A 26,397-nucleotide genomic window follows, 5' to 3' on the forward strand; every position below is an offset into this window, starting at 1 on the left:
CCAAACTTTCAGCAACCATGTTTGGTTCCTGTTTGTAGGTCTTAGCGGTGGTACAGGGCGATTGACCGGCGTTTTGAAGGCGACTTCGTGTCATTCGTATGTTCCTGGCGTATCGTTCGGACGAGGCGCAAGTGTTGCCGTGCTTGACCTTGAGGCGTCCGAGGGCCACATGCCGACAATGGACAAGCCGTTCTGGAAGACCAAGACGCTCGAGGCGATGACCCCGGCCGAGTGGGAATCACTCTGCGACGGCTGCGGCAAATGCTGCCTGTCCAAACTCGAAGACGAGGACACCGGAGAAATCTACTGGACCAGCGTCGGCTGCCGGCTGTTCGACGCTGGAAGCTGCCGCTGTTCCGACTATGCCAACCGGCTGGCGCGTGTTCCGGATTGTGTCGGGCTGACGCCGCAGAATGTGCGCACCATCAGCTGGCTGCCCAAGACTTGCGCTTACCGGCTGGTCGCCGAGGGCCGCGATCTCTATTGGTGGCACAGGCTGGTGTCTGGAAGCGACGAGACCGTGCACGAGGCAGGCATCTCGATGCGCGGCCGAGTCAGCGCCAGCGAGACCGACCTTGCCGAGCCGGACGACTATTTCGACCATATTCTCGCGGACGAGCCTTAGGATTTTATCGCAAAATCGAGAATCCGGAATCGACGGCAAAACGGACGTTGTCCATCCACCATGCTATCCACCCTATGTAGCACCGCCGTCCATAGCACCGCCTTCAGAAGCGAGAGACTATCCCGGTTCTGCCTCATGAACTGGAGATGAATGGCCGGTTCGCAAAAAATTCAGACAGGCGGGTGCATTCTCCTCCCATCGGTTCGACGAAACGGGTGGAAACCCTCAACAAGGAGAGAAGACAATGTTCAACACCATCAAGACGGCGGCTCTTTCGGCTCTTGTCGGCCTTGGCACGCTTGCTGCCATCCCCGCTCATGCTGACAGCATCTATCTCGGCTTCGGCAACAACCAAGATCCGCGCGTCGGCGTCTATACCGGCGACGAAGATGATGGTTACTATCGCGAACATCGCCGTCATGGCGGCTGGCGCCGGTCCTGTTCGCCGGAGCGTGCCATCGACAAGGCCGAACGCATGGGCCTGCACCGCGCCCGCATCATCGACATCAACCGCCGCACGGTCAAGGTCGCCGGCCGCCAGTATGGCGACCGTGTCGTGATCGTATTTGCCAACGAGCGCGGCTGTCCGATCATCTATCGCTAAGGTCTTCGGGCCTGCGGCCGGTTGACTTGCAGCCGGTAGAGTAGCGGAGCCCTTTCCGCCAGGACGGAAAGCGCGGCTCAAAAACCCCGGAGGATCGATCCTCCGGGGTTTTGCATGTGCAAGCGATGATCATTTCAATTCGAAAGTCACCGTCACCTGTGCGGTATAGGAATTCTCGCCGGCTTGCACCGGGACCGACGCGCCAGCGGCATCGAATGCCTTGGCGTTGATCGGCATCGGCGGTGGTGCGAAATTCTGGTCGGTGATTTCCAGGACCCGGCCGATGCCGACGCCGGCCGCTTCGGCCAGCGTCTTGGCCTTGGCCATGGCATTGGCGACGGCCTTCTTGCGCGCCTCGGTGACGGCTGCCGCCGGATCGTCATTGGAGAAGGAGATGCCGCCGCCCTGGTTGACGCCGAGCGACACCGCCTTGTCGAGAATGTCGCCGGTCTTGTCGATGTCGCGGATGCGCACCGACAGCGTGTTGGTCACCTGATAGGCGACAAGCTCGGCCTCCTGGCTGCCGTCGGGCTTGTTGGTGTAGTTATAGCGCGGGTTGATCTGGATGCCCGCGGTCTGCAGGTCGCGCTCCTTGATGCCGGATGATTTCATTGCAGCGATCACCGCGGCCATGGCGTCGTTATTGGCATCGAGCGCTGCACGTGCCGTCTTGGCTTCGCGCATGACGCTGAGCGTCAGCAGAGCCAGATCGGGTGCTATCGCCGCCTCGCCTTCACCGGTGACGACGATACGCGGCGGCGGTGGTGAATCGGCGGCGGCCGCGATCGCCGGAAATGCGACTGCGGCGGCAATCGCCAGGGGCAAAATACGTCTGGTCATAAAATCTCCTCGATCTGCGATCCCAAGACAGCCGAGTAGGCGGTGTCCAATGGGCGACGTGCATAGGTTATCAATATGGGCTGATTTGGGCGATCTCTGCCAGCTCCTTGGAACGCCTGCTCGGAAAGCCCTCGGAAAGCCTTGTGCGGTTCAGGGAAAAACACTAATCCAGCGCCGTGGGGCCTGTAGCTCAATGGTTAGAGCCGGCGGCTCATAACCGCTTGGTTGGGGGTTCGAGTCCCTCCGGGCCCACCATTGGCTTTTGTGGCCGTTGATTTAATTGGATTTTTTGGCCATTTTTGTCCCACCTCTTTCAACCCCCTCAGGAAGTGGGACAATTTTGTTCTCTTTTCGATCGATAACCAGCAGGTATTTCGCCGCTCTCGCTACCTTCCGGCGACGCGCTTTCTTGATGTAGTGGTCGGGCTGCTGGTACGTAGTCCACCCATATATCGCCTTCAGCTGCTCGTGCGTCGCGCCGTTCTCAGCGGCGATCGTCGCGCCGGCCTTGCGAATTCCATGAGCACTGCAGTGCGGCAGCTCAGCTTGATCACACCACTGGCGCATCTTGTTGCCCAGACCGTTCTCCGAGAACGGGCGACCATACTCATTGACCAGGAAGGTCATCTGGTCGGAGGGCGTGTGCTCAAGTTCCGCCTCTAGTTCGGGCAGAAGCGGGAGCTCCACCAACACCGCATCCTTGTTACGACTGGTCTTCCCAGGCTTAATTCTGATCCACTTCTCCCACTGCTCGGTCTCCTCGTTGTAGACGAGCGTGATGTGCTGTCGACCGAAGATCGCGACGTCGGACAACCGCAGGCCAGTAAACATGAAGATCGAGAGCGCACGTCTGGCTGCGGTACCCAGCGGATGCCGCTTCTCATATTGAACGATCTCCGACACGTCCCATGGGTGCCAGCCGTCGCCGCTCTTTAGCCGTCTGATGCCGCGGGCGGGATTGGAGTCGACGCCCGGAATCTCTGTGTCCTTTGCCCACTCAAACATCGCGCTGATGGCTTTTACGATATTGTTTGCCGCGCCAAGGGCGTCGAGCCTGGTGTCCCTGATCTCCTTAACATGAGACCGTTTCATACCGGCGAATGGCAGAGATCCCTTGGTGGGATACTGAGGATCCGGGTCACCTTCGAGGGGATGAGGTAATTCGCATACGCGCTCCAGAATTGCTCGTCGGCGCGCCATAGTGTCTTGGGTGATTTCCGTGCCGCCCCGACGGTAATACTCCTGGCAAAGCCACAGCAACGTGCCTTTCTTCGCTGGCTCGGAAGGCTTGGGGAGGCGCCGGCAAATCTCGGGAAGAGTGCCGGGCCGAACATAAGTGACCTCGGCGCGCGCGCACCGCAGTTCCTCGAGGAACTCGTCGCTGCCGGTCGGTTCACGGAGCCGGACCTTCTTCCGACCCGGTGCGCGAAAATAGTACCGATCATTGCCGTGGCGATCAGTGTCCTTCACTACGCCCTTAAGATCGATTTTCACGGGCTCATCCGTCATGTTCGTGGTTTTCGATCCCAAGGATTGTCTAGTGGCGGCGAATCTTCGTCAAGCTTTGGTGCTCCTCCGATTTGGCGGTGAGGGAGCTTTCGAAAGGCCAATACAAGTTCCTCGACGTCCCAAACAATGCGCCCCTTGCTCGGCATTCGTGGCTGGGGCATCCGGCCGTCCTGGACCATTTCATCAAAGGTCGTTGAGCTTACGCCGATGAACGTCGCAGCCTGCTCGCGATTGATTCCTACCGGCGGGAGCGAGGGCGGCAAGACGCTCGGGGTGCGTAGCATCGGTTTAGCGCGTTGAAAGCGCGTTTTTGACGCCTGCCTGTCTTCCTATGTACCTGTCCGAATATTGCAGACGCTCAATCATGTCCTAGCCCTGTGCTTGCAGGCTCACCCTAGGTCTCCAGACCTCAGGATCGCTCAAGACACCGGATTCTTTTCCAGCCTTTGTGTACGATGATGGGTATCTTAATGCGCTCGAGGCCAAGAACTGAATGGTCGGCGACTTGGAAGGGCAAAATGACCGTGGAACCACGAATCTGAGTCAGAGGCGGAATCATGGCTGTGGTTTCAGACGGTTATGACTCTCATGCATGCGTAACAACCAACAAGAATACCAACAAAATGTTTCTGTGGTTACTTTCATTCCTCATGGAATGCGCGACTGATTTGGTCCGACAGCGGCTTCACAAAATAAGAAAGCGCCGTACGCTCGCCCGTCTGGATCATCGCTTCGGCCGGCATGCCGGGCACGAGCGTCAGGTCCTTGAGCTTCGTCAGTTCCGCATGCGGAACCGACAGACGCACCAGGTAATACGAAACGCCGTTTTTTTCGTCCGTCGCCAGATCGGCTGCGATCCGGCTGACATATCCGTTCAATACCGGCGTGGTCCTCAGATTGAAGGCTGACATCCGCAGCACGGCCTTGTGACCAAGCTGGATTTGGTCGATGTCCTTCGGGGTGATTCGTGCTTCAAGCGCAAGATCGTCGCCTTCCGGCACGATTAGCATAATCGGATCGGCGGGCGTGATCACTCCTCCGACCGTATGAACTGCGAGTTGTTGAATGGCGCCTGACTGCGGCGCGACAATATCGATCCGTCGCAGTTCCTGTTCAGCCGCCACCTTGCGCTCAACATACTCCCCAACCTGCGCCTGAACCTCTCTGAGCTCCTGGCCGACTTCCGTCTTGAAATCCGGATCGATCTGCAGGATCTGCAGGCGCGTTTCGGCTATGCGGGCTGCCGTCTGTGCCTGATGTGCAATCTTCTCACCGCGTTCGCCGCCGAAAGTGGCAACCTGCGTCTTCAGACTGTTCAAGCGTTGGTCCGAGACAATGCCTTGGTCGCGCAGCCCACTCAGGGCAGCAATTTCCTTTTGGAGGATCTCGGTGCTTTTCTCACAAGCGATTGCCTGCGCCTTGAGCCCCTCGATCTCGTGCTCATATTGAGTGATGCGTTCCGCTAGCTGCGCCTGCCTTCCGTCGCGGGATTGTCTGCGGAATTCGAACAGCCGCGTCTCGCCATGTACTGCCGAAGCTACGTCCGGAACATCTCTGCGGGCGAGCAGCCAGTTCGGGAAGGCGATCTCCGCCAGATCGTCACGCTCAGCTTCGAGTCGTGCCAGGTTGGCGGCCAGCTCATCGAGCCGCTTGGTGACTACAGCGAGAGTGGCGCGCGTCTGGGTGGCGTCGAGCCGCATGAGGATGTCGCCGGCTTTTACTTTATCACCTTCGCTCACCAGGATTTCTCCCACCACCCCGCCGGTCGGGTGCTGCACCTTCTTCACATAGGAATCGACGACAAAGTGTCCGGACGCGACAACCGCGCCGGAGAGATTCGTGAAGGCCGCCCAGGCTCCGGCTCCTCCCACAAAGATCACGCTCGCCAGCAGGCCCGCCACCAGGTGCCGGCGAATGGACCTGGAAACGTCATTGTTCTGATGAATGCCGGACACCGGGATCCTCCATGTCAGCGCGCTCGTTATCCTGTGTAGACTCGATGGCCTTGACCCCAGCGCCTGATGCCATCGCTGCCCCCTTAAGGACTTTGGAAAGCGCCTCATCACGCGCACCGAATGCTCGCTGCCGTCCACCTTCCATCACCAACACCAAATCCACGGCGCGGATGGCGCTCGGCCGATGGGCAACGACAACCGCAATGCCCTTGCGCTCGCGCACCGAGGCGATCGCCTTGACAACCGCAGCCTCGCCTTCCGCATCGAGATTGGCATTGGGTTCATCCAGCACAACAAGGAAAGGGTCTCGATAAAGAGCACGGGCAAGACCGATACGCTGGCGCTGCCCGGCGGAAAGTGCCGATCCGGCCTCACCAATCGGAGTTTCGTAGCCGTGCTCAAATCGGAGGATCAGTTCGTGCGTGCCCGCTGCTTTCGCCGCGGTGACAATAGCCTCAGGGTCAGGATTATCTTCAAAACGAGCGATGTTTTCGGCAATGGTGCCGTCGAATAGTTCAACACCTTGCGGCAAATAGCCGATATGACGGCCTAGCGCTTCCCGGTCCCATTGATCGAGGCTTGCGCTGTCGATGCGAACCTTTCCGGCGACCGGCGCCCATGCGCCGACGATGGCGCGCGAGAGTGTCGACTTGCCCGAACCCGATGCACCGATGATCCCGAGTGCGCTTCCCGCCTGAACGGCAAACGCAAGGCCGGTCACGGTCGGCTTCCTTTCGCCGGGCGGAACGATTGTCACGCCTTCGAGGCGGAGTTCGCGTTCAGGTGCAGGCATTGGCATAACAGGAGCGGTTTCAGGAACCTTTCCCAAGAGGTCCTCCAGCCGCGCCCAACCCTGGCGCGCCATGAGGAAGGGTTTCCAGCTTGAAATGGCCAGATCGACCGGAGCCAGCGCACGCCCCATCGTGATCGAACTGGCAATCATGACCCCGGCCGTAGTCTCCTGCCTGATGACAAGGTACGCGCCGACGGCAAGAATGGCCGATTGCAGCAGCACGCGCAGCGACTTTGAAATGCCACCCAGCCCACCTGCCACGTCCCCGACTTTCCGGTTGGCGGCCAGATACTTGGCATTGGCCTTGTGCCATCGGGCAGCGATCCGCTTTGCGAGACCGAGAGCTTGCACGACCTCGGCATTGCGGCGCGCTGCTTCCAGTAGACCATTGCGTACCATGTTGTGGTCAATGGTATCGCGTATCGGCCCTTGCGAGAGAGTGTTGGTAAGGAGTGTCAGAGATGTGAGACCGATCGCCCCGATAAGTGCCGTCATGCCGATCCAGAAATGAAAGAGGAAGCAAATGCCAAGATAAAGCAGCATCCATGGCAGATCGAAGAACGCTGTCGGGCCGTTTCCACCTAAGAATCCGCGAACATTGTCGAGATCGCGTAGCGGCTGCAAGCCGTCGCCCGGCATGCGCGTTAAAAGCGGAAGGCGAACGATCGCATCGTGAACGCGTCCGGAAAACTGTTCATCGAAACGCTCGCCAATCCGCAGCAGCACGCGGGCGCGCAAAACGTCGAGCAGGCATTGGAACGCATAAAGCCCTGCAGCAAGCACGACGAGCCCCACTAGCGTCGATACGCTGCCACTTGCCAGAACGCGGTCGTAGACCTGAAGCATGAACAGCGGCGAGATCAGCGCAAGCACGTTGACCACGCCGCTGATCAACAGAATTCCCCAAATAGCGGAAGTCAGAGGGAAAGGTCTCAAAGCTGAATCCTTCAAGGAATGGTTACTCACGTAGGTCTCCGTGAGGATCTGGCGACCCAGCTCCCTATATTGCTCCCCGAGCGGCAACCGACTGCATCCGCTCGCTGATTCAGGATCAGTGCTCCCGCCGAATGTGTTTGGTTTGGCATCTAATGGAGCGGGTCAACAACAACACCGTCCGGCTGAAGGTTTGGAAGGGCAACGTCATCGTGGCCGGCCGCAAGGGCCCGAACAGGCTTCCGCCTCCACGCCTTCAGGGAGATTTCGGTGTACGACCAGCGCGACGTGCAGGGCTTCGTCAAGCTGTACACGCTGCGACTGCTCCCGGGCGCCCCGGCCCATCGCAAGTAGCGGAAACGGAAGCGCCCGCCCCCGGGGGGCGGGGCGCTGTTCCGTATGGGTTTTCTGGATCAAACGAAGGTGAAGTCCGACGCGGTCAGGCCTAGGTCGGCCACGGTGACCACACCGCCCAGGTGGACGAATTCATGCGCGTTGTTGTCGGCGGTGACATAGGCCAGAGTTGCGACTCTGTCGGTGTAGCTGCTTTGGTAGACAATGATGTCGCCGGCGTGCTCGCCGGAGATCGCACTCGCGGCTTCAGAAGCAGAGTTGAAAGATTCGCCAGTGATTACCACGACGTGTTCGCCGTTCGCACCTGAGGCCGCACCACTGTAGAAGCTGCTCACCGGGTAGCCGGACTGTATGCTGGCGTTGTTGACGAAGTTCGCGCCAAAACCGTCATTGTAGAGGCCCACCGCATCGAAGGCGAACTTGTCCTCCGCCGGGTTGAAATCGGTGATAGTGGTAATGTCCGACTTCGACCCGACAACCCCAGGCACCGGATTGTGGAACTGGAACACGAACGTGTCACTGTCGGTGCCCCCGGTCAACGTGTCCTGGCCGTCACCCACGTAGAGGACATCCTGGCCGGGACCGCCGCTGAGCCTGTCATTGTCCTCACCGGAGACGCGCGGGTTGAAGCGGCCGTTGTCGCCGGAGAGATCGTCCCAGCCATCTCCGCCGAAGATGCGGTCGTTACCCTTGCCGCCGATGAGTCGGTCACTGTCCGGGCCACCCGAGATCTCGTCGTTGCCGCCACGACCGTCAATCCAGTCACCGCCCTGGAAACCCTCCATCCAATCGTCAAGCTCGGTGCCGATGAGTGTTTCGGCACCCGGGCCACCCTCGATAATCTTTGCCATCGAAAATACTCCTAATGATGCACCCTGCCTGACGCGTTCATATTGCTCATCGGATAATTAGAGAAATCGATTGCTTGGATAGACACACATTTACGAAATGGATGCATTCACGTTCACTTCGCCCTTCTGCTGAGCAGTTGCGGGCTCGCTGGCGGCGGGGACGCTGGTCGCCCAAGCAATCGATGAAGATTCGACACTCAACCGGGACTAGGACGAACTTCGTAACGGGGCCGTCCTGGTTGGGCCCCAAACTTCTCTCTGTTTGCTCGACGCCGGCATACCCGCACCGTGAGCGCTGGACGAGGACAAGTTCCGCTGGCGGAGAACGGCGTGATCGGCTTGCCGCGCCGAAACTGATGGCGCTCGTCGAAGGCATGGACTGGACACGCGTTCGAGCCGAACGGCGACGGCGTCCGGCCGGAAGGCGGTGGCGAAGTGACTCAGGCGCAAAAGGCGGGCTTCAGGCCGTGCACAATAAGCTTCTGTCGGCGTCATGATGAGAAGCGCTTCGGCCCGTCCCCACGAAATCGATACGCTCAAGGCGATGTTCGTCGCCATGGCGGCGGAGAAGGCCGAACTGCAACAACTCCGGAGCGAAACACTCAAGGCCGAGATCGTCCGGATGGCGACACTCAACGAGCGTGCCCAGGTGAGGATCGCCGACCTTCATGGGATCGTCAAGCAGCTGGAGCGCGCCGCTTCGGTCGCAGCTCCGAGAAGCTCGAACGTGCCTAGCAGGCCTTCGCCTTCGAAATCCAGACCGGGCTCGGCGCGATTGAGTCCGAGCTCGAGGCCGCAAGACCGACAGGCGAGCCGCGACGTGCTGCGCGACCGCGCAAGGCGTTCCCGGCGCATCTGGAGCGGGTCGAGATCGTCATCCAGCCCGAGCCATGGGGGAAGAAGCGCTCCCGCAGCCAATCGTCCAGTCCGTCAAACGCGGTCGGCCGCACAGGCTTGCGAAACGGAACAGTCCCGCCCTCGCTTAGATACCGAGGCACCGTGTTGCGAGCGCACCCGAATTCGTTCGCCCGTCGGTTCCCCAGCCAAGCTCATTCAGCGGCAGCATCGCTGCCACCTCTTCAGGCTGAAGGATCTGCTCTCCCTGCATCGTTCTCGACAATGCAGGAATCGCCCAATCCCAATCGCCATCCATGCCTCCTCTCATAACCGAGGGGTCGTCGGCCGACAACTGAGACGTCCGGTGCTCTTAGGCGGGGTAATCATACGAGATGCCTCCTGCAACATCATTTCCCGCATCCATAGGCTTGCCGGATCATTATTGTGAAGCGCAGGCCATTGGACGGCCTCCGTGAATGCGGCAGGAAGTGGCGGCGGAAGTTCGACAATCCGCAGGGGTGTTAATTTTGCGAAATGCTGCGCCAGCCGTAAGGGCATTGTCCCGATGCGGTTGGTGCCTGATAGAAGGGGCGGGATCATGCTAAAGCCCTGTACGACGACCTCGATACGTCTCTCGAAACCGTTCTCGAGCAAATACCATTCCTCGATGGAGGGCTGCCGGGTGTCCCCGAATTTAAGCACAACCTGCCCCATCGACAAGTATCGGTCGAATGTAAGTGGCTCTGACAGCTGCTTGTTCGTGCCGCAGCCTACGCATACGAGCATATCTTCGAACAGGGCTGCGCGAGGATGTTTCGACATAAACACTTCGGGCATAATCAGAAAATCAACGTCGCCGCGCCGGAGAAGCTCCTCGGGGTCGTCGGAAATAAGCAGACATTCGAAGCGGACGGCGGGAGCTTCCCGCGCAGCACGCTTTACGATCTTCTTAAAAAATACGAGCGTGAGGTAATCGGAAAGGATGATGCGGAAGCGACGATCCGATCGGGCCGGGTTAAAGGCGTCCCAGGAAATAATCGACAGCTGGATGTGCAGCAATGCCTCCCGGACTGCTGTGGCGAGCCCCTCCGCGCGCGGTGTCAAAATGAGTTCGCGGCCGTTCATCGTAAATAGCTCATCGCTGAAATAGGCGCGTAACCGACCGACGGCGGCGCTCATGGCCGGCTGACTCAGGTTAATACTGCGGGCCGCGGCGGTGACTTTACGCTCCCTGATCAAAGCGTCCAGCACAACCAGGAGATTTAGATCGAGTCCCTTAAAACGCATGTATTGACCTATCCGACGCGTGGATGGGTATCGCCCAAAGAATCAATTTTACGAATGGTAAGTAGCGTCAACGCATCAGCCGACGACGAAATAGAGCAACCGATAGGAAGAACGGCAAAACCGTGTATATGCAAAGCGCGCCGATATGCAGGCCCATGCTGCCGGCCGGACGGCCAAGCATCGCCGGACGAATGAGGTCAATTGCATGTGCGAGCGGCAACAAGGAGGCGACGTCCTGAAAAGCGCCGGGCAATTGGTTGACCGGAAACATCGCGCCGCAAAGGAACAGCATGGGTGTTACAACAAGCGTATTATAAAATATGAAATATTCATAACTGGGCGCAAGCGCCGTGACGACCATCGCTAGACTCGCGAAGGCGAGGCCACTGAGAGCGATGACTGGCAGCAAGCAGAGGATGGATGGCCACGATGTGTAGCCGAGCGTGGTGGCAACAATAGTGATTGCTGTGCCCGCCATCAGGGCCTTGGTGGCTGCCCACGCCAATTCGCCGAGTAAGATATCGCCGAGCGTCAGCTGAGTGCATAGCATTCCTTCCCAGGTGCGCTGGTTGTCCATGCGGCCGAAACTCCCGTAAACCGTTTCAGCAGTCGCCGATGCCATCGCGCTTGTGGCAACCATGCCAGCCGCGAGAAACGCAATGTACGAAGTGCCCTCAACAGGACCTATCATTGTTCCGATGCCAAAGCCGAGACCGAACAGATAGATCATCGGATCGGCGAGGTTGCCGAGAACCGATGCAAGCCCGATTTTCTTCCATCCAAGATAGTTGCGGCGCCAAACCGCGACCCAATTCCACGCATTGGCGGGCATGGCCGCCGCATAACGTTCGCCCATTGTTCAGTCCTCCATCTCGCGCCCGGTTAGCCGCAAGAACACATCCTCGAGATTGGGGGGACGCTGCAGAAGGCGCAGACCGGCGCGCCCGCGTAGCTGCACCAGCACCTGCTCCGGATCGGGTGCATAGCAAAAAAGCGTCTCACCGCTCACCTCGATGCGCTGTGCGTACGGCCGGATCAGCGCACCCAGTTCATGCGGATTGCCGCCGTAGACCTCGACCACGTCACAGCCGATCTGCTCGTCAATGAGTGCGGACGGGCGGCCTTCGGCGATCTTGCGCCCCTCCTCCATAACGCACAGCCGATCGCACAGCCGCTCGGCCTCTTCCATGAAATGGGTAGTCAAAAGAATAGTCTTGCCCCGCGCCAGCAGCGATCGCAGCCGTTCCCAGATCAGGTGGCGGGCCTGCGGATCGAGGCCGGTGGTCGGCTCGTCCATCACCAGCAAGTGCGGGTCATTGATCAGCGCACGCGCGAGCGTCAGGCGCCGCTTCATGCCGCCGGACAGTTCGGCGACGCGCGCATCCGCTTTGTTCTCGAGGCGGGCGAACTCAAGCAGCGACGGTATGACCGCTTCGATCTGGCGTCTGCTCATCCGGAAGTAGCGCCCGAACACCAACAGGTTCTCGCGTACAGTGAACGCGGTATCAAGATTGTCGAACTGCGGGACCACGCCGATGCGCATACGTGCCAAACGCGCGCGCGCCGGCACTGGAGCGCCGAGCACAGTAATCTTCCCCGCATCAGGCGATGTCATGCCGAGGACCATACGCGCAATCGTACTTTTGCCCGCACCGTTCGGTCCCAAGAGCCCGAAGCATTCCCCCGCCGCAACGCGGAACGACAGTCTGTCGACAACGAGCTTGTCATAAGTTTTGCTTACGTCAGTAAGATCGATCGCTACCATGGACATGGGTTCATTTTACCGAGAGGGACGCCAAGACTGGCGGTTGCTTGGTTGCCTGCCGGACCTGAAACTGTGACTCGTCTTCGCCATCCCAGCCGTCGATAACGAACTGATCGACATCACAAGGATTTAGCCCCTGTTCCGCCAAAGCGGCGACAATTACGTCGAGATTATCGATGGTTTGATAACGCGGATTGTTGTGCCGCTTTTCCTGCTCAACGCAGAAGACGAGCCGTCCATCCTCGACAAGGGCGATCGCCCCATCATGGGTCAGCTTGGTACCAGAGATGCGCATAGTGTCTCCACGTTAACGGCGATAGATTCGATTGATCAGGAAGCGGAAAGCGGGTTCCGGAAACGGACGAGCAAGCAGTCTTCGTTGACCGACTCGCCCCGACACTCAAGACGCTCTACCTCGATCAACGTTTCGTTCAGCATGGCGATGACCGGCTCAGCACCAGCGGCGTGACCCCAGCGACGGCAATTAGCATCCCTTGCCGATCCGAAGATCAGATGCCCGCCTGGCGCAAGCACCCGCACCAGGTTTTTGACGGCCGCGCGCATCTCGGCTATGTCTTCGAGGTAGTATAGGACCTCCGCCACAACGATCAGGTCAAACAACTCGTCGGTCGAAAACTGTTGAACATCGGAGACTATCCAGTTGATGCGCGACGGCTCCTTTATCCGTTGACGTGCTCGAGCAATCGCTTGCGCCACGACATCGATGACGGTGAGCCCTTGGCAGTTGGGAGCTAATTTTTCCGTGAATGCGCCGGCAGCGCACCCGACTTCGAGGGCATTTGTAATGGAGCCTTGGGCAAGCGCCAGCTGGAGCATTTGCGTGTGGCGCTCCCGCTCGAACGGATTGCCGTCGAGGCGCCACGGATCGTCTGCGGCCAATTCCCGATCGAGCAACTGATGATTCATGTTCTGGGTCAAACTCGTCCACCTCTCGTCCACCTAGGTAATTAGCGATCACTCGTCGCCGCAGATGTTGCTCGACAGCGCTAATCCCGAAGAATCCGCGCAAGATTGAGCCTGCGAAGCGGAGCCGCATGCGGTGAGAATTCTGCCCTGCTTGATCCAGTGATCGGAGTTTGGGTGGGGGCCTGTTTTCCCCCAGTGTTCGATGTAGGGACAGCAGAGCTTCGCGACAGCCAATCGCTATTGCTCAATGTACACAGCGCGTAGGCCTTCAAGGGAAGTAAGAGAAAGATGTTGATGAACGTGTGCAGGGAAAAGCCCAGAAATCGAAACTGTCGAGCACGAAATGCTACCACGCTGCATCGGAGCATGGTCATGGACACAATCATCAGTCCTGTCCACCAAGGCACAGTGCCTGTCAGTGCGAAATGTGCGAGGCCCGTTAGTACCGATAGGGCGAGGAGTAGCGGCCCGAGATTCTGTCCGACCACGTCCAACGTGAGATAGCTATTGAGGCCGGGCAGCAAGCGCAGCCCAAGCAGCGTGTCCCGGAATGTGCTTCGTGCCCAACGGAGTTGTTGGCGCAGATACGGTCCGAGTCTGTTCGGAACGACTGTGGCCGCGATGGCGCCCGGAACGTACTCGGTTCGAAAGCCTGCTTTCAGCATGAGGATAGTGAGATGGCGATCCTCCCCGAAGTCGCTTGGCTTGCCCCGAAAAAATTGCGACTCGTACTGGTCCAGTAACAAAAGGAGCGCAGACCGGCGGTACATGGCACATGGGCCGCAACAGCACATAACGGCACCGAAGCGAGCCTGTGCCGCGCGCTCCTCGTTGCAAGCCAGCCAGTACTCCATGTCTATCAGCCTTGTCAGCCAGCTCTCGCTCCGGTTACTGGCAATCAACTGACCCATGACTGCGCCGACCGCTGGATCTCGCATCTTCGGTACAAGCTTGGTGATGACGTCGGACGCGAGTATCGTGTCTGAATCAACGTTAAGCACCAAATCCCCGGATGAGCGGCGTATCGCGGCGATCTGCGCCTTGCGCTTTCCAACATTCTCGGGAAGCAAAATGATGTCGAACCTAGGGTCGCGCGCGTAGGTTTCGTGGACAGTTCCTACGGCTTCGCGATTTCCAGAACCGTCATCAACCACATAGACCCGAAGTCTTCCGGCGTATTCTTGGTCTGCAATGGACGCCAGGCACTCTGAAAGCGTGCGCGGATCCTCGTTGAAGCAGGGGACGATGACATCCACGCTGGGCAGTTGATCGGAGCCGACGAGATCCTCCAACGCCGATGAGTCGTTTGTCGGCAGAGCATAAATCCCCTGCATGCTCTTATAAGCAGTCGAGAGCAGTGCATAAAGCGAAATGGCCACAGTGCTGGTTGTACCAAGAAGAGTCATGGGATCTCGTTTGTTCAGTGATGTTGAGGAAGTGAGCGGATTACAAATCCGCGCTCATGAAGTGCTGGAATCAGACGGGACAGCGCCGTGACCGTCTGGTCGCGCAGACCGGCGTGAGCGCCCTGGCTCAACTCGCCGGGAGGGCATCCGTCGTGCAAGAGTACGATTGCGCCCGGCCGGACAGAGGCGAGCACGGTATCGATAATCGCGTCGACCCCAGGGCGAGACCAATCTCGAGGGTCGACGGACCAATGGAGGGCCGTCAGCCCGGCGATCTGTGACGCTGTGAAGATTTCTTCGCTCCAGGCGCCGTAGGGCGCGCGAATATAGCGCACCGAGGCCTGAGGGCACGCCCTCATGATGGCGCCGTTCGCTTCAAAAATCTCACGTTGCACTTCGCCGAAGCCGCATTTGTACAGATCCGGATGAGTCATCGTGTGGTTGCCTAGCTCGTGCCCTTCTGCAAACATTCGTTGGATTAGATCCGGGTGCTCTAAGGCGTAGGCGCCGATGACGAAGAAAGTCGCCGGCACCCGCTGCTCTGCCAACACATCGAGAATCTCCGGTGTGAAAAGTGGATTGGGACCGTCGTCAAACGTCAGATAAACGCTGCGACGGCCGGTGCCGTCAGAGCACTCACGGCGCACTTCGTACAAGCAATCGGGACGGCTCATAGCTCTGGTCCGTTCCGATCGATCATCGTGCCCGTGGGCCATTCGCTGATCGGCCGTCCAACTGGCAGAACAATGGTGAGTGCGTCATCGATGCGTGTGGGCGGCAGGTCGAGGCGCGCCTCTGGTCGGGTGGAGCGCACGCGAATTCCCGACAAAACGGCCAAAGGGCTGTATCGCCGCGCGAACCTCTCAACATGATTCCGCAGCGCGTCCCGGACGGTTCCGAAAGCGAATGGAACGCCAAGCTCCTGCAGTATTGGAAGCATGACATGGATTGAATGGGCGATTCCGAGACCCTCAAGATCCGGACGTACCCCGTACAGGCCCAGCTCAGCCACCAACAGATCGACCGCGTCAACCTTGATGAAACGGCGCAGTATGCCCATGTGAGCCGCTACACCGCTCGAATCATAGGCGATTGCGCGGAGTTCAGGCCTGGCTCCGGCCCAGCTTCGACTACCTTCGAACGGTTCTGCGTTGGACGCCCCAGTCGGCCCGTAGGTATTACGAAAGAACTGGGCGAGCTCGACGTGGTCCGAGAGCTGCAACTCGTTTTCCCAGCACAATTTCCACTGCACCTGAGGGCGCATTCAGGACCTCTCTTCAAAATGGTTTCTTGCGGGCCGCATTACCCGGCCAAAGCGGCGGCGTTGTTGGCTGCACTCAACCGTTGTCGTTAGCGACGGTGAGCCAGCCGGTGGGGCTCGCCAATGAGCTCTCTCGATGTTCCCGCCCGTGTGGCGGCGCCGTCGATTTGAGCTTGACGTCGGTCATTTACGTTCCTCTAATGCATGGTTCGTAAATTCGTAAAATTGATTGTTTAGATGATGCCCATCCACACGCTGGATAGATCAGGATATGCGGTTTAAGGGGCTGGATCTGAATCTCCTCGTTGTGCTGGACGCTCTGATCAGGGAGCGTAAAGTCACTGCCGCGGCCAACAGTATTAATCTGAGCCAGCCGGCCATGAGCGCCGCCGTCGCTCGGTTACGCGCCTACTTCAGCAATGAGCTATTTACGATGAACGGCCGCGAGCTCATTTTGACACCGCGCGCGGAGGGGCTTGCCCCAGCAGTCCGGGACGCATTGCTGCACATCCAGCTATCGATTATTTCCTCCGACGCCTTTAACCCAGCCCAATCGGATCGTCTCTTCCGAATCATGCTTTCCGATTACCTCACGCTCGTGCTTTTTAAGAGGATCGTAGAGCGTACTGCGCGGGAAGCTCCCGCCGTCCGCTTCGAATGTCTGCCTATTTGCGACGACCCCGAGGAGCTTCTCCGGCGCGGCGACGTTGATTTTCTGATTATGCCGGAAGTGTTCATGTCGAAACATCCTCGCGCAGCCCTGTTCGAAGATATGCTCGTATGCGTAGGCTGCGGCACGAACAAGCAGCTGTCAGAGCCACTTACATTCGAGCGATACTTGTCGATGGGGCATGTCGTGCTCAAATTCAGGCACACCCGGCAGCCCACCATGGAGGAATGGTATTTGCTCGAGCACGGGTTCGAGAGACGTATCGAGGTCGTCGTACAGGGCTTTAGCCTGATCGCGCCGGTCCTATCAGGCACCAACCGCATCGGGACCATGCCCTTACGGCTGGCGCAGCATTTCGCAAAAACAACACCCCTGCGGATTGTCGGACTTCCGCCGCCACTTCCTCATCCCGCATTCACGGAGGCCGTCCAATGGCCTGCGCTTCACAACACTGATCCGGCAAGCCTGTGGATGCGGGAAATGATGTTGCAGGAGGCATCTCGCCTGGCGCCTTTGCTTGAAAGCTATTGAGCGTCTCGGGCACGACCATCCGACCTTGCAGTTTAAACACCGCCCGCAAGAATATGTCATTAATCAGCATGTTAGGCGCGCTCCGGCGCGTGTTACCACTATGTTTTGGGGGTGATCTCAGGCGAGTTGTTCGTCGAGGTTGTGTGGCAGAGCGATGCCAGCTGCCTTCAAAACGTTGCCCACTTTGGCCGTGACGTGGTGGTGACGACGCGAGCATTCTTTTCGATGGTGGCTTCCTGGAGGCGGTCGCGATCGCGTAGGAACGGTTGCCATTCGGGCGTCAGGCCTTTGGCCCGGCAGAGCGGCGCAGTTCCTTGCTGAGTACGAGGGCCAGGAACGAGCAGAACACATGTCCGGGTTGGTACTGAATTGACTGCCGCCTCCGATTTCGCGTGCGAAGTCCCAGAAGGTGTTTAGCCCCACTCAAATGCCAACTTTGCCGGCCATGCCGCGGCTTTTCACGCGGCCAGGCGAGGAGATGGCGGTCGACGAGGTCGATACCAATGGACTGTGCCGGCCTCGCTCGGCTACTGGCGTGAGGCATCCTTGACGACACCGCCCTGCACCGACAACGTCGAGATGTTGGCAATGAAGCCGGTCGAGGTCGACGCTGCGGATGTAGGCAATTTACCTCGCGCTTCGGGCTGAACGCGCGGCCGATCCGTTCACCCAATCGGCGCTTCATCCTGGGCCGCGGCTGAGGCCTGTGGGGTGCGGCTACCCCGCGTGGATGGGATAATCAATCAACTTTCTCTCATTCATGAAAGGAAACTCCCCGCTTACGATAGAAGCCATCAGTTTCATATATTTTCCGGCAGATGGATGTCGAACGGCAGAAATGTCTGTCCTGGTGTTTCAGCAGTGCCGGTCTCGATAGCCCGCGTCATCAGCGTTATCAGCTCCTGGGAAAGCCGGCGCATTGGCGTGGCGACCGCCATCGTGATGATGTTATCAGCGAGTGCCGCCCGAGATTCCGGCGTGATTTCATTCACGATCGCGACGAGATCGCGACTTTTACCCTCTTCCCGGACCGCGGAGATGGCGCCCTCCATGCCGCCCCCGGCGACATAGAAGCCGACGAGCTCGGGTTCCCGCTGCATGAGATCAAGCGTTGCCTCGTAGGTGACCTGCCGTTTCTCCAGGTTCACAAGCGGATCGAGCACCTCGAACGTCGGCGCGTTCTCACGGCAATAGGAGCGAAAGCCGACGTCACGGAGCTCGTGCCCCTGGAAACGATGGCTACCGACAAACACCGCCACCTTGCCGGGCCGTTTTGCGACCTTGGACACCATCCAAGCGGCCGTGCGCCCCACCTTGCGGTTATTGAGGCCGATATAGCCCTGTCGCACGCCGGCGGCGAAGTCGGAAAGCAGCGAGAAAACCGGAATGCCTTTGGCCTTGAGGTCCTCAACCGCTGCTGTAATTTTTGGGTGGTCCGGTGCCACCATCGCGATCGCATGGCAGCGTGCGCCCAAATCCTTGAGCGGTGCGATTAGGTCGCTCGGCATATGTGACGGGGCGAATTGGATGAGCGGAATGCCGTGGAAGGACTGGGCCAAATTGACCGACGCTTCGACCTCGCGCGCAAAGTCTTGGTAGAAATGCTGGGCCGGTTTTCTCAAGATGAAGCCCAGACGGTAGCACGGTAGGTCTCGCCGCAAGCGCTGCTTGATGAGCCCGGCAGCATGATAGCCGATCGCGTGGGCGGCGTCGTGGACCCGCCGCGCGGTCTCCTCGCGCACCGGATGGCGGGCGTTCAGAACCCGATCGACCGTTGCTACGCTGACTCGGGCTTCGCGGGCGAGATCGGTAATTGTGGGGCGCTTGGTCATGGGTCCTATTCTGATTGGTTTTTGACGCAGGCTGGCTCTCTGTCACCTAGCGCGATTCGACAATGCTTTCGGGTGGGCAAAGTGAAGACGCCCGCATACTGAATGATCGACAGCGAATTGGACTACTCCAGACGTAGACCGGCCGGGTATAACGGAAGGTTCATTCGCTTAGGGCGGCGATGATTTGCACTCACACATTTAGCGCTTCTGATACATGGTCCGTGAGGCGCCGTTTAGAGCCTGCGAGTCGATCGTTCAGGTCATGTGACCAGCTTGGCGAAACCGGTCGCGGTGCGTCGCCCTTACTCGGCGGAGGATAGCCGGTTTGATGCCTCGGCAAGCTGATGACCGCAGAAGGCGGCTTTCATCTGCGCTTGGTCCAATTCTCCTTCCCAGCGGGCGACGACGAGGGATGCCACTGCGTTACCAACGCAATTCGTCAACGCCCGGCATTCGGACATGAAGCGGTCGATGCCGAGTATCAGGGCCATCCCAGCAACGGGAACACTCGGAACTACGGCGAGCGTAGCAGCCAGGGTGATGAAGCCCGCACCTGTTACACCTGCAGCGCCCTTGGAGGAAAGCATCGCAACGAGCAGCAGCAGCACCTGATCGCCGATTGACAGATCCGTGTTCGTCGCCTGCGCGATGAAGAGGGCCGCCAGGGTCATGTAGATATTCGTGCCGTCCAGATTGAACGAATATCCGGCCGGGATGACGAGACCCACAACCGAACGCCTGGCGCCCGCCTTCTCCATCTTCTGCATGAGCGAGGGGAGCGCGGCCTCCGAGGAGGACGTTGCGAGGACAAGCAGCAGCTCTTCCTTGATGTAGCGAATGAGAGAACAGATCGAAAAGCCGTTGTAGCGGCAGACCGCGCCGAGAACCCCGAACACGAAGAGGAAGGCGGTGAAATAGAACGTCGCGACCAGCATCGCGAGGTTGACGACCGAACCGATGCCATATCTGCCGATGGTGAAGGCCATTGCGCCGAAAGCGCCGATCGGCGCGGCTTTCATCAGAATGCCGACGAGCTTGAAGACAGGCGCGATGAGCGCCTGAAGGAAGGAAACGACAGGCTTGCCCGTCTCTCCGGCCATCGCGAGCGCCATGCCGAACAGAACCGAGAAGAACAGCACCTGCAGGATGTCGCCTTCCGCGAAGGCGCCGACTATCGTTGGCGGGATGATGTTCATCAGGAAGCCGGTGACCGACTGCTCGTGGGCCTTTGCGGCATAGGTATTCACGGCCTGGACATCGAGCGAGGCCGGATCGATGTTGAGGCCGGCGCCAGGCTGGACGACATTGGCGACGATGAGGCCGACGATCAGCGCGAGCGTCGAGAAGGTGAGGAAATAGACCATTGCCTTGCCGGCGACCCGGCCGACCTTGTGAAGATCGTTCATGCCGGCAATGCCGGTCGCAATTGTCAGGAAGATGACAGGCGCGATGATCATCTTGACCAGCTTGATGAAGGCATCACCCAGCGGCTTCAGGCTCTCGCCGGTCCCCGGATAGAAATAGCCAATTGCGACGCCGAGGGCGATGGCGGCAAGCACCTGCGCGTAAAGCTTGGCATAGAAGGGTTTGCGGGGCGCGGGACTCGCGCCGCGGACTTGTGCAGCTGACACTGTTTCTCTCTCCCTGACCGGATCGAGGTGGCGTGACTTCTCCCGGGCTTCTCCCTATCGCGGCGCTCCGGTCGAACGCTGCACCAAGGCCGCCGCAATACCCATGCCAAATGGATCCGCATGACCTGAACTGACGTTGGGCTCGCCAATGATGGGATGAGCGGTGGCACAAGACGGGAATGACAAGGCCGCCGTCCAGCACGCGCTTGATGTTCTCCGGCAGATTGCCGGTCGATCTCTCTGGCTTGCGGTTTTGCTGCACATCGTGGCGGGCTCCTCGGTTTGCCGACTTTGGGAAGGGCCGCATCGCTGGCACGAGGGCGCAGAATTGCCGTGTTCTTTGCCGCGCTCCCGCTGCAGCGACAGCTTGAAAGCGACGTCGAGACGTAGGGATTGACGCCGCTGGTGCTGACCGCGACGATGCGGTTCAGAAGTTCCGAGCACCGCCGAGAAAGCCGCGCTCGACCGCCACCTTCGCGCCTTCACACGCGACGCCGCCGCCTTATCTGTGTCATCAATGTCGAGGAAATGGCGGTTGCCGCGACCGACCAGTGTCGTCGGCAGTGATTATCGCTCCCGCCCCTGGTTCGCAGGCGCTGGTGACTGGCACGGCCCGGCAACTCGGCGCGGTCAGCCGCTCGGGCACCGCATCGCCGGCGCCGTATTTCTGTCGTTCAACATCGCCGACAAAAATTAGAACTGATGAATTCTATCATAGGCCGCGAGGTTTCCTTTCACGAATGAAAGAAAGCTCGATTGACTATCCCGCCTCGCTCCAGTCTTTTGAAAATCAACGTGTGGTTGCCCCCGTGCAAGCCGAGAACGTGGCCAAGCTTCGTGGAGGGAGAGCCAAGCGATGCGTCAGGGGTCGACCCGCTTTGCACTCGACCACACGGCGGTGGCACGAGTTCACGTCAGAGCATTTTCGCGCTTGCCCGCGACGTCGCGGGCGCACATGCCGCCGGCATGCATTTCATGGCGCGAGATCGAGGATCATATGCACCACAACATTCCCAAATCAGAACAAAATGCCAGCGAGTGCCGCATTTCGCTTCCGGATGCGAAAAGGGCTTACCCAAAGTCCGAGATGAACACCGCGGTCCCTTTTGTGCCATCGCACGAGCACGCGCTTACCGGCATCTTCGAAATATCGAAAGTACTCACCGACCCCGCCCGGCTCGAAGTCACGTTGGCCATGGTCGTCGATCTCCTGCCCTCGTTTGTGCAGATGCGGCACGGCATCATCGCTCTCTTCGACGCTGAGGGCGTACTGGACATCACCGTAGTCACCGGCTGCGACGAGAACAGCGATGAGCGCTCCCGGATGCGCCTGCCGCGCAAGGCAATCGATCTGATTGTGACGACGGACACGCCGCTCGTCGCCGAGAACATAGCGGTGCATTCGGCCTTCACTGCCGCTGACATAGAGGTGCTTGGGGCCTCCGACACCGTGTCCTTCATCGGCGTTCCCATTCGTGTTGATGGGAACGCCGTAGGCACGCTGACTATCGACCGCGCCTTGGACAGCAGGTCAACGTATCGGCTCGATTATGATGTCCGGCTGCTCACCATGATAGCCAACATGGTGGGACAGACAGTCAAGTTGCACCGCTTCTCCGCGGGCGACCGCGAACGACCGACGGAGGTGGAAGATCGGCTGCAAACGCAATTCTCTGATGTCAAGCACCCTGCACCGCAGCGCAAGAAGGTTCACGTCAAGGGAATGATTGGCGACAGTCCGGCGCTAAGCGCGCTGCTCGAGAAGATCGCAGTGGTAGCTAAGGCAAAGACCACGGTTCTGTTGCGAGGCGAATCCGGTACCGGGAAGGAGCTGGTCGCGAAGGCAATTCACGAGTTGTCGCCGCGCGCCAAGCGGCCCTTCATCAAACTCAATTGTGCAGCGCTGCCAGAGACAGTCCTGGAATCCGAATTGTTCGGTCATGAGAAGGGTGCCTTCACAAGCGCGTTCAATTCCCGCAAGGGTCGCTTTGAGCTCGCCGACAAGGGGACGTTGTTTCTGGATGAGATCGGCGAGATCTCGGCCTCCTTCCAGGCAAAGCTACTGCGCGTGCTGCAGGAGCAGGAGTTTGAGCGCGTCGGCAGCAACCAGACCATCAAGGTCGACGTTCGCGTGATTGCCGCCACGAACAGGAACCTTGAAGAGGCGGTTGCAAGGAATGAGTTCCGCGCCGACCTATATTATCGCATCAACGTGGTTCCCTTGCTGGTGCCGGCGTTACGCCAAAGGCGCAGCGATATTCCGCTCCTCGCAGCTGAGTTTCTCAAGAATTTCAACGATGAGAACGGCCGTACGCTGACCTTCGATCCGCGTGCGATTGAAGTACTGATGAAATGTGAATTTCCCGGCAACATTCGCGAGCTTGAAAATTGCGTGCACCGGACAGCGATCCTGGCGGAGGGACGATCAATCGGGAGAAACGACTTTGCGTGCTCCCACGACCAATGCTTTGCCGAGGCGCTGCGGAAGAGCAGATCGGGCAAGGCCGCGCTGCAACCAGCGCCAATCCTCCCAGAGGCAGTGAATCCGGCCACGCCGCCGGATGCGGCCGCTCGTTCGGCCGCCACCTCAGTCCCGCCTGCCGGAGCAACCCACTCATTGGGCGCGAGGACCACCGACGCCGAGCGCGTCATTGCTGCCATGGAAAGATGTGGCTGGGTGCAGGCAAAGGCGGCGCGCCTGCTTGGACTGACCCCGCGCCAGATTGGCTACGTGCTGAGGAAATACGGCATCGAGGTCAAGCGTCTGTGAAAGCATGACTCAGGCGGATTAGCTGAGACCGCTTAGCGGCTTGGCCCGCGCAGGGATGCAGATCCGCGTCCGCGTCAAGTCGATCCGACCGAGGACAGCCTGGCCGAATTCCCGTGGCAGCCGGCGTTGCGACCATCTTGTGAAAGGCGACGCTGCCATCGTCAATCCGTCCGCCATGTTGCTCTCGTTGCGAGCTCATACGGATGCCCCTGTGCGACTGAAACGGAGATAAAATATGTCCGATGCAAAACTGCAAGCTGTGCTTTCGTCTCTTCCGCAAGGGACGCGACAGTTAGATGCTCTGCCGTCCAACGGACCAGCGCCGGACGAAAGTTTTGTCAAGCTGAATACGAATGAGAACCCGTTTCCGTTGCCGCCAATCATAATGCAAAGTGCAGTGGCGGCCCTCAATCGCCAGTATCTGTATCCGGACGACGATAACATCAGCTTGAGGGAAGCAGCGTCCAATACCTATGCGGTATCCACGGATCAGGTCATCGCAGGCAACGGGTCGTCTGAACTGCTCGGACTCATCTACAGAGCTTTCCTCGCCCCTGGCGACAAGGTGGCGATGATATCGCCAGGGTTTTCGTTCAACCGCAAACTTGCCATGTTGCATGGTGCTGAGTTTCTCGAGATCGGATGTCAAACTCATTCGCTGCCAATGGAGCAATTGCTTTCCGGTCCGGCAAAAGACGCCAAGTTCATTCTGGTGGCCAATCCAAACAATCCGACCGGAACATTCCTCTCGATAAGCAATATCGAACGCCTCGTGGCACAATCGGATCGCCTGGTCGTCCTTGATGAGGCCTACGTCGACTTTGCACCCGATCACGGGCTGCGCCTCATCAACCGTTATTCGAACCTTCTGATCTTGAGAACATTTTCGAAGAGCTATGCCGCCGCCGGCATTCGCGTCGGTTTCGGTTTCGGTCACCCTGAGATTATTGGCAGGCTGCGCAACATCCAGAACGTCTTCAACATGAACGTGATCGGGCATGCGGTTGGTATCAGCGTGCTTGCGCATCGCGGCGCCTACGCAGAGAACCACAAGCACATCAGACATGAACGACAGCGAGTGACAGCCGCACTGTCGCAACTTGGATTTTCCGTAACGCCCTCCCACGCAAATTTCTTGCTAGCCCGTGTGCCAGCGGGACAGGACGGCTCATGGTGGCAAGCAGCCTTGGAAAGGCAAAAGATACTCGTTGCCTACTTTCCGGACAATGGTTTGGAACATAGCATCCGCGTCAGCATCGGCACAAAAGAGCAATTGGATGCATTTCTTGCTGCCGCTCGCGATATAGTTGAAAGCTTAAACATACCAAGCACCACGGGCAGGGGAGCGTCAGGCTCTGCTCGTTCGGTACGCTGACGCTAATCCGATATCACACATTGCTATCTTTAGACTTGCTTGGTCACCCAAGCACGACAACATTTTTCTTTAAAATCAGGGACAATATCGAGTGACAAACGTCTTTCCTTCAAACCTAGCCTTCGGCATCTTCGATCATCTGGACGAGGACGGCCTCGATATCGCCCGGCAGTACGAAGATCGCCTGATATTAGCAGAGGCGTGCGATCAGCTAGGGTTCTATGCCTATCATCTCGCAGAGCACCACTGTACCCCCCATGGGAGAGGTCCATCGCCGAATCTGTTCTTATCGAGCGTCGCCCAGCGCACCCGGCGCCTGCGTCTCGGACCCTTGGTGATGCTGCTTGCGCTTTATCATCCGCTGCGTGCGTTCGAAGAGATCTGTATGCTGGACCAGTTGAGCGGTGGCAGGCTCGAACTGGGCATAGGGCGCGGTGCTCTCCCGATCGAATTGGGTTACTTCGGGATTGGTGCGGACGCGGTGCCGGGCCGCTATGCGGAAGCCAGCGAAATTCTTGTTGAAATACTTGTTAATGCCATGAAGGTTGGCACGCTGTGCTATCAAGGCCGCCATTTTGAGCTCAATGACGTTCCTTTGACGCTAAGACCTCATCAGCGTCCACATCCGCCGACATGGGTCGCCGCCAATCGACCCGAGTCCGCAGCCTGGGCCGCTGCGAATGGAGCAAATATGGCGTGTGTAGGACCTTCCTCTTCTGTTCGCAAAACTACTGATGCGTTCCGCGCCTATCAAGAGGACAACACTGGCGCGGGCGATCGAGCGCCATTTATTGGATTGCTCCGCATGGTCGTGGTTGGGCGTTGTGACACACATGCCTATTCGCTCGCGGCACCTGCTTACGAACGATGGCTCAAGAGCTTCCAATTCCTTTACGAGCTTAACGCTATCCCCACTCCACCCAACCTGCCGCTGACCTTCGATGCGGCAGTCGAGAGTGAATTGTGCGTGGTAGGATCAGCAGCGTCTGTGCGAGAAGCTCTGCTCAGTCAGTTGGAAGAGGCAGGTGCTAACTACCTTCTTTGTCAACTGGCATTTGGGAATCTGCCGCTAGATGCTTCCCTATACACCGCGACGACCATTCAATCCGAAATCATGGCTCGACTTGGCTGACCATGAAATTCGCGGTCTGATCCGAAGGTAAATCGTTGTAACAGCGCTCCCTCACATTGCTCGAGCGTGCACGTGGTGGGGATTGGGAAATCGTGAGGGAGGCCAAACTGACGACGAGCCGGCGGCACAGATTACCAGGTTTGTGCGTTGGCCGGCATCTGGGCACGGTGTGAGACTGCACGATCCTAAGGAGATGATGGCCGAGCGCGTCACGATGCCGGCACGCATCTGCTCGTCGCGCTCGCGCTAGTCGTTGCCCATAGCCCGCCGCAAGAGGTTCTTCTCGACCGGGGCGGCGCCGGTGGCGGCTCCCGCATCCAGCTTCATCAGCGGCTCGGCGGTAGCAAAGCCGTCACTCGCTACGGCGCTGTTGAGGGCGCGCTCGCGAGCGGCTTTGCTACGCCGAGCGACACCACCTGCAGCGAGTTCGCCCGATGTCGCGGCGTGCACCGCGGTCGGATAACGACGCTGGAGGAAATCGTTCGCAGCCGGTCTTCACGATCCGCGCG

General features: G+C 59.0%; 21 protein-coding genes, 1 tRNA gene and 3 pseudogenes. 7 read left to right on the forward strand and 18 right to left on the reverse strand.

Translation table 11 applies throughout. The features are described from left to right. The first annotated feature begins 178 nt into the window (after positions 1-178). Positions 179-625 (forward strand): YcgN family cysteine cluster protein, encoded by a 447-nt coding sequence (locus NKJ13_RS02985; protein WP_254820372.1) that lies wholly within the window; start codon positions 179-181, stop codon positions 623-625. Positions 626-869: 244 nt separating this feature from the next. After that, positions 870-1,229, forward strand: a complete 360-nt coding sequence (locus tag NKJ13_RS02990; protein WP_023678277.1) for a hypothetical protein — start codon at positions 870-872, stop codon at positions 1,227-1,229. Between the two features lie 129 nt (positions 1,230-1,358). Here NKJ13_RS02990 and NKJ13_RS02995 read toward each other — a convergent pair whose 3' ends face one another. Then, the gene (locus NKJ13_RS02995) at positions 1,359-2,069 is read right to left on the reverse strand and encodes an SIMPL domain-containing protein (RefSeq protein WP_352506781.1); all 711 of its coding nucleotides are present in this window, start codon (positions 2,067-2,069) and stop codon (positions 1,359-1,361) included. A 179-nt stretch (positions 2,070-2,248) separates the two neighbouring features. On the opposite strand from NKJ13_RS02995, the gene NKJ13_RS03000 reads away from it, so the two are divergent. Next, positions 2,249-2,324, forward strand: a tRNA-Ile gene (locus NKJ13_RS03000). A 21-nt stretch (positions 2,325-2,345) separates the two neighbouring features. On the opposite strand, the gene NKJ13_RS03005 is transcribed toward NKJ13_RS03000, so the two are convergent. The 13 genes and pseudogenes from NKJ13_RS03005 to NKJ13_RS03065 all read right to left on the reverse strand — a co-directional run bounded on the left by NKJ13_RS03005 (position 2,346) and on the right by NKJ13_RS03065 (position 15,950). Beyond that, positions 2,346-3,563, reverse strand: coding sequence for a tyrosine-type recombinase/integrase (locus NKJ13_RS03005; protein WP_352777049.1), 1,218 nt, complete (start codon positions 3,561-3,563; stop codon positions 2,346-2,348). 656 nt (positions 3,564-4,219) lie between these two features. Further along, on the reverse strand, positions 4,220-5,533 hold the full coding sequence (locus tag NKJ13_RS03010) for an HlyD family type I secretion periplasmic adaptor subunit (protein WP_352777050.1): 1,314 nt from the start codon (positions 5,531-5,533) through the stop codon (positions 4,220-4,222). Beyond that, complete coding sequence (locus tag NKJ13_RS03015; protein WP_352450798.1) at positions 5,508-7,277, reverse strand: type I secretion system permease/ATPase; 1,770 nt, start codon at positions 7,275-7,277, stop codon at positions 5,508-5,510. The genes NKJ13_RS03010 and NKJ13_RS03015 overlap by 26 nt, the downstream gene beginning before the upstream one ends. 395 nt (positions 7,278-7,672) lie before the next feature. Continuing rightward, complete coding sequence (locus tag NKJ13_RS03020) at positions 7,673-8,464, reverse strand: calcium-binding protein (RefSeq protein WP_352483785.1); 792 nt, start codon at positions 8,462-8,464, stop codon at positions 7,673-7,675. Between the two features lie 890 nt (positions 8,465-9,354). Then, positions 9,355-9,617: pseudogene (locus NKJ13_RS03025) on the reverse strand (hypothetical protein); the annotation flags it as partial. Positions 9,618-9,625: 8 nt separating this feature from the next. Continuing rightward, entirely contained in the window at positions 9,626-10,588 is a 963-nt protein-coding gene (locus NKJ13_RS03030; protein ID WP_352516375.1) for a LysR family transcriptional regulator, read from the reverse strand. A gap of 67 nt (positions 10,589-10,655) precedes the next feature. Beyond that, positions 10,656-11,444 (reverse strand): ABC transporter permease, encoded by a 789-nt coding sequence (locus NKJ13_RS03035; protein ID WP_352483783.1) that lies wholly within the window; start codon positions 11,442-11,444, stop codon positions 10,656-10,658. Between the two features lie 3 nt (positions 11,445-11,447). After that, positions 11,448-12,359 (reverse strand): nodulation factor ABC transporter ATP-binding protein NodI, encoded by a 912-nt coding sequence (gene nodI, locus NKJ13_RS03040; protein WP_023719311.1) that lies wholly within the window; start codon positions 12,357-12,359, stop codon positions 11,448-11,450. A gap of 43 nt (positions 12,360-12,402) precedes the next feature. Continuing rightward, a pseudogene (locus tag NKJ13_RS03045) lies at positions 12,403-12,648 on the reverse strand (carbamoyltransferase N-terminal domain-containing protein); the annotation flags it as partial. Between the two features lie 35 nt (positions 12,649-12,683). Beyond that, on the reverse strand, positions 12,684-13,280 hold the full coding sequence (nodS, locus tag NKJ13_RS03050; RefSeq protein ID WP_031194123.1) for a nodulation methyltransferase NodS: 597 nt from the start codon (positions 13,278-13,280) through the stop codon (positions 12,684-12,686). 80 nt (positions 13,281-13,360) lie between these two features. Further along, on the reverse strand, positions 13,361-14,686 hold the full coding sequence (gene nodC / locus NKJ13_RS03055; protein WP_352777054.1) for a chitooligosaccharide synthase NodC: 1,326 nt from the start codon (positions 14,684-14,686) through the stop codon (positions 13,361-13,363). A 14-nt stretch (positions 14,687-14,700) separates the two neighbouring features. After that, positions 14,701-15,360 carry a chitooligosaccharide deacetylase NodB gene (gene nodB, locus NKJ13_RS03060; protein ID WP_352466666.1) on the reverse strand — a complete coding sequence of 220 codons (660 nt, stop codon included), beginning with the start codon at positions 15,358-15,360 and terminating at the stop codon, positions 14,701-14,703. After that, positions 15,357-15,950, reverse strand: a complete 594-nt coding sequence (locus NKJ13_RS03065) for a NodA family N-acyltransferase (protein ID WP_352457034.1) — start codon at positions 15,948-15,950, stop codon at positions 15,357-15,359. The genes nodB and NKJ13_RS03065 overlap by 4 nt, the downstream gene beginning before the upstream one ends. A 268-nt stretch (positions 15,951-16,218) precedes the next feature. On the opposite strand from NKJ13_RS03065, the gene NKJ13_RS03070 reads away from it, so the two are divergent. Continuing rightward, a complete protein-coding gene (locus NKJ13_RS03070) occupies positions 16,219-17,148 on the forward strand; it encodes a LysR family transcriptional regulator (protein WP_352457033.1) in 930 nt (309 codons plus the stop codon). 117 nt (positions 17,149-17,265) lie between these two features. Here NKJ13_RS03070 and NKJ13_RS31575 read toward each other — a convergent pair. The 3 genes and pseudogenes from NKJ13_RS31575 to NKJ13_RS03080 form a co-directional block, all read right to left on the reverse strand. After that, positions 17,266-17,503 (reverse strand): annotated as a pseudogene (locus tag NKJ13_RS31575) (IS1634 family transposase); the annotation flags it as partial. A 445-nt stretch (positions 17,504-17,948) separates the two neighbouring features. Beyond that, the gene (locus NKJ13_RS03075; RefSeq protein ID WP_352466665.1) at positions 17,949-18,980 is read right to left on the reverse strand and encodes a LacI family DNA-binding transcriptional regulator; all 1,032 of its coding nucleotides are present in this window, start codon (positions 18,978-18,980) and stop codon (positions 17,949-17,951) included. 302 nt (positions 18,981-19,282) lie between these two features. Next, a complete protein-coding gene (locus NKJ13_RS03080; protein ID WP_352615322.1) occupies positions 19,283-20,611 on the reverse strand; it encodes a dicarboxylate/amino acid:cation symporter in 1,329 nt (442 codons plus the stop codon). 997 nt (positions 20,612-21,608) lie between these two features. Here NKJ13_RS03080 and nifA point away from each other — a divergent pair. From nifA to NKJ13_RS03095, 3 genes are all read left to right on the forward strand, one after another. Then, positions 21,609-23,381, forward strand: coding sequence for a nif-specific transcriptional activator NifA (nifA, locus tag NKJ13_RS03085; RefSeq protein ID WP_502901873.1), 1,773 nt, complete (start codon positions 21,609-21,611; stop codon positions 23,379-23,381). 235 nt (positions 23,382-23,616) lie between these two features. Beyond that, positions 23,617-24,756, forward strand: a complete 1,140-nt coding sequence (gene hisC, locus NKJ13_RS03090; protein WP_352777057.1) for a histidinol-phosphate transaminase — start codon at positions 23,617-23,619, stop codon at positions 24,754-24,756. Positions 24,757-24,847: 91 nt separating this feature from the next. Further along, positions 24,848-25,888 carry an LLM class flavin-dependent oxidoreductase gene (locus NKJ13_RS03095; protein WP_352777058.1) on the forward strand — a complete coding sequence of 347 codons (1,041 nt, stop codon included), beginning with the start codon at positions 24,848-24,850 and terminating at the stop codon, positions 25,886-25,888. Between the two features lie 246 nt (positions 25,889-26,134). Here the strand turns inward: NKJ13_RS03095 and NKJ13_RS03100 are convergent, their stop codons facing one another. Continuing rightward, on the reverse strand, positions 26,135-26,338 hold the full coding sequence (locus tag NKJ13_RS03100) for a hypothetical protein (protein ID WP_352777060.1): 204 nt from the start codon (positions 26,336-26,338) through the stop codon (positions 26,135-26,137). Positions 26,339-26,397: the final 59 nt, after the last annotated feature.

Source organism: Mesorhizobium sp. M0174 (genome assembly GCF_040322275.1).
In the GTDB taxonomy this organism is placed as follows: Bacteria; Pseudomonadota; Alphaproteobacteria; order Rhizobiales; family Rhizobiaceae; genus Mesorhizobium.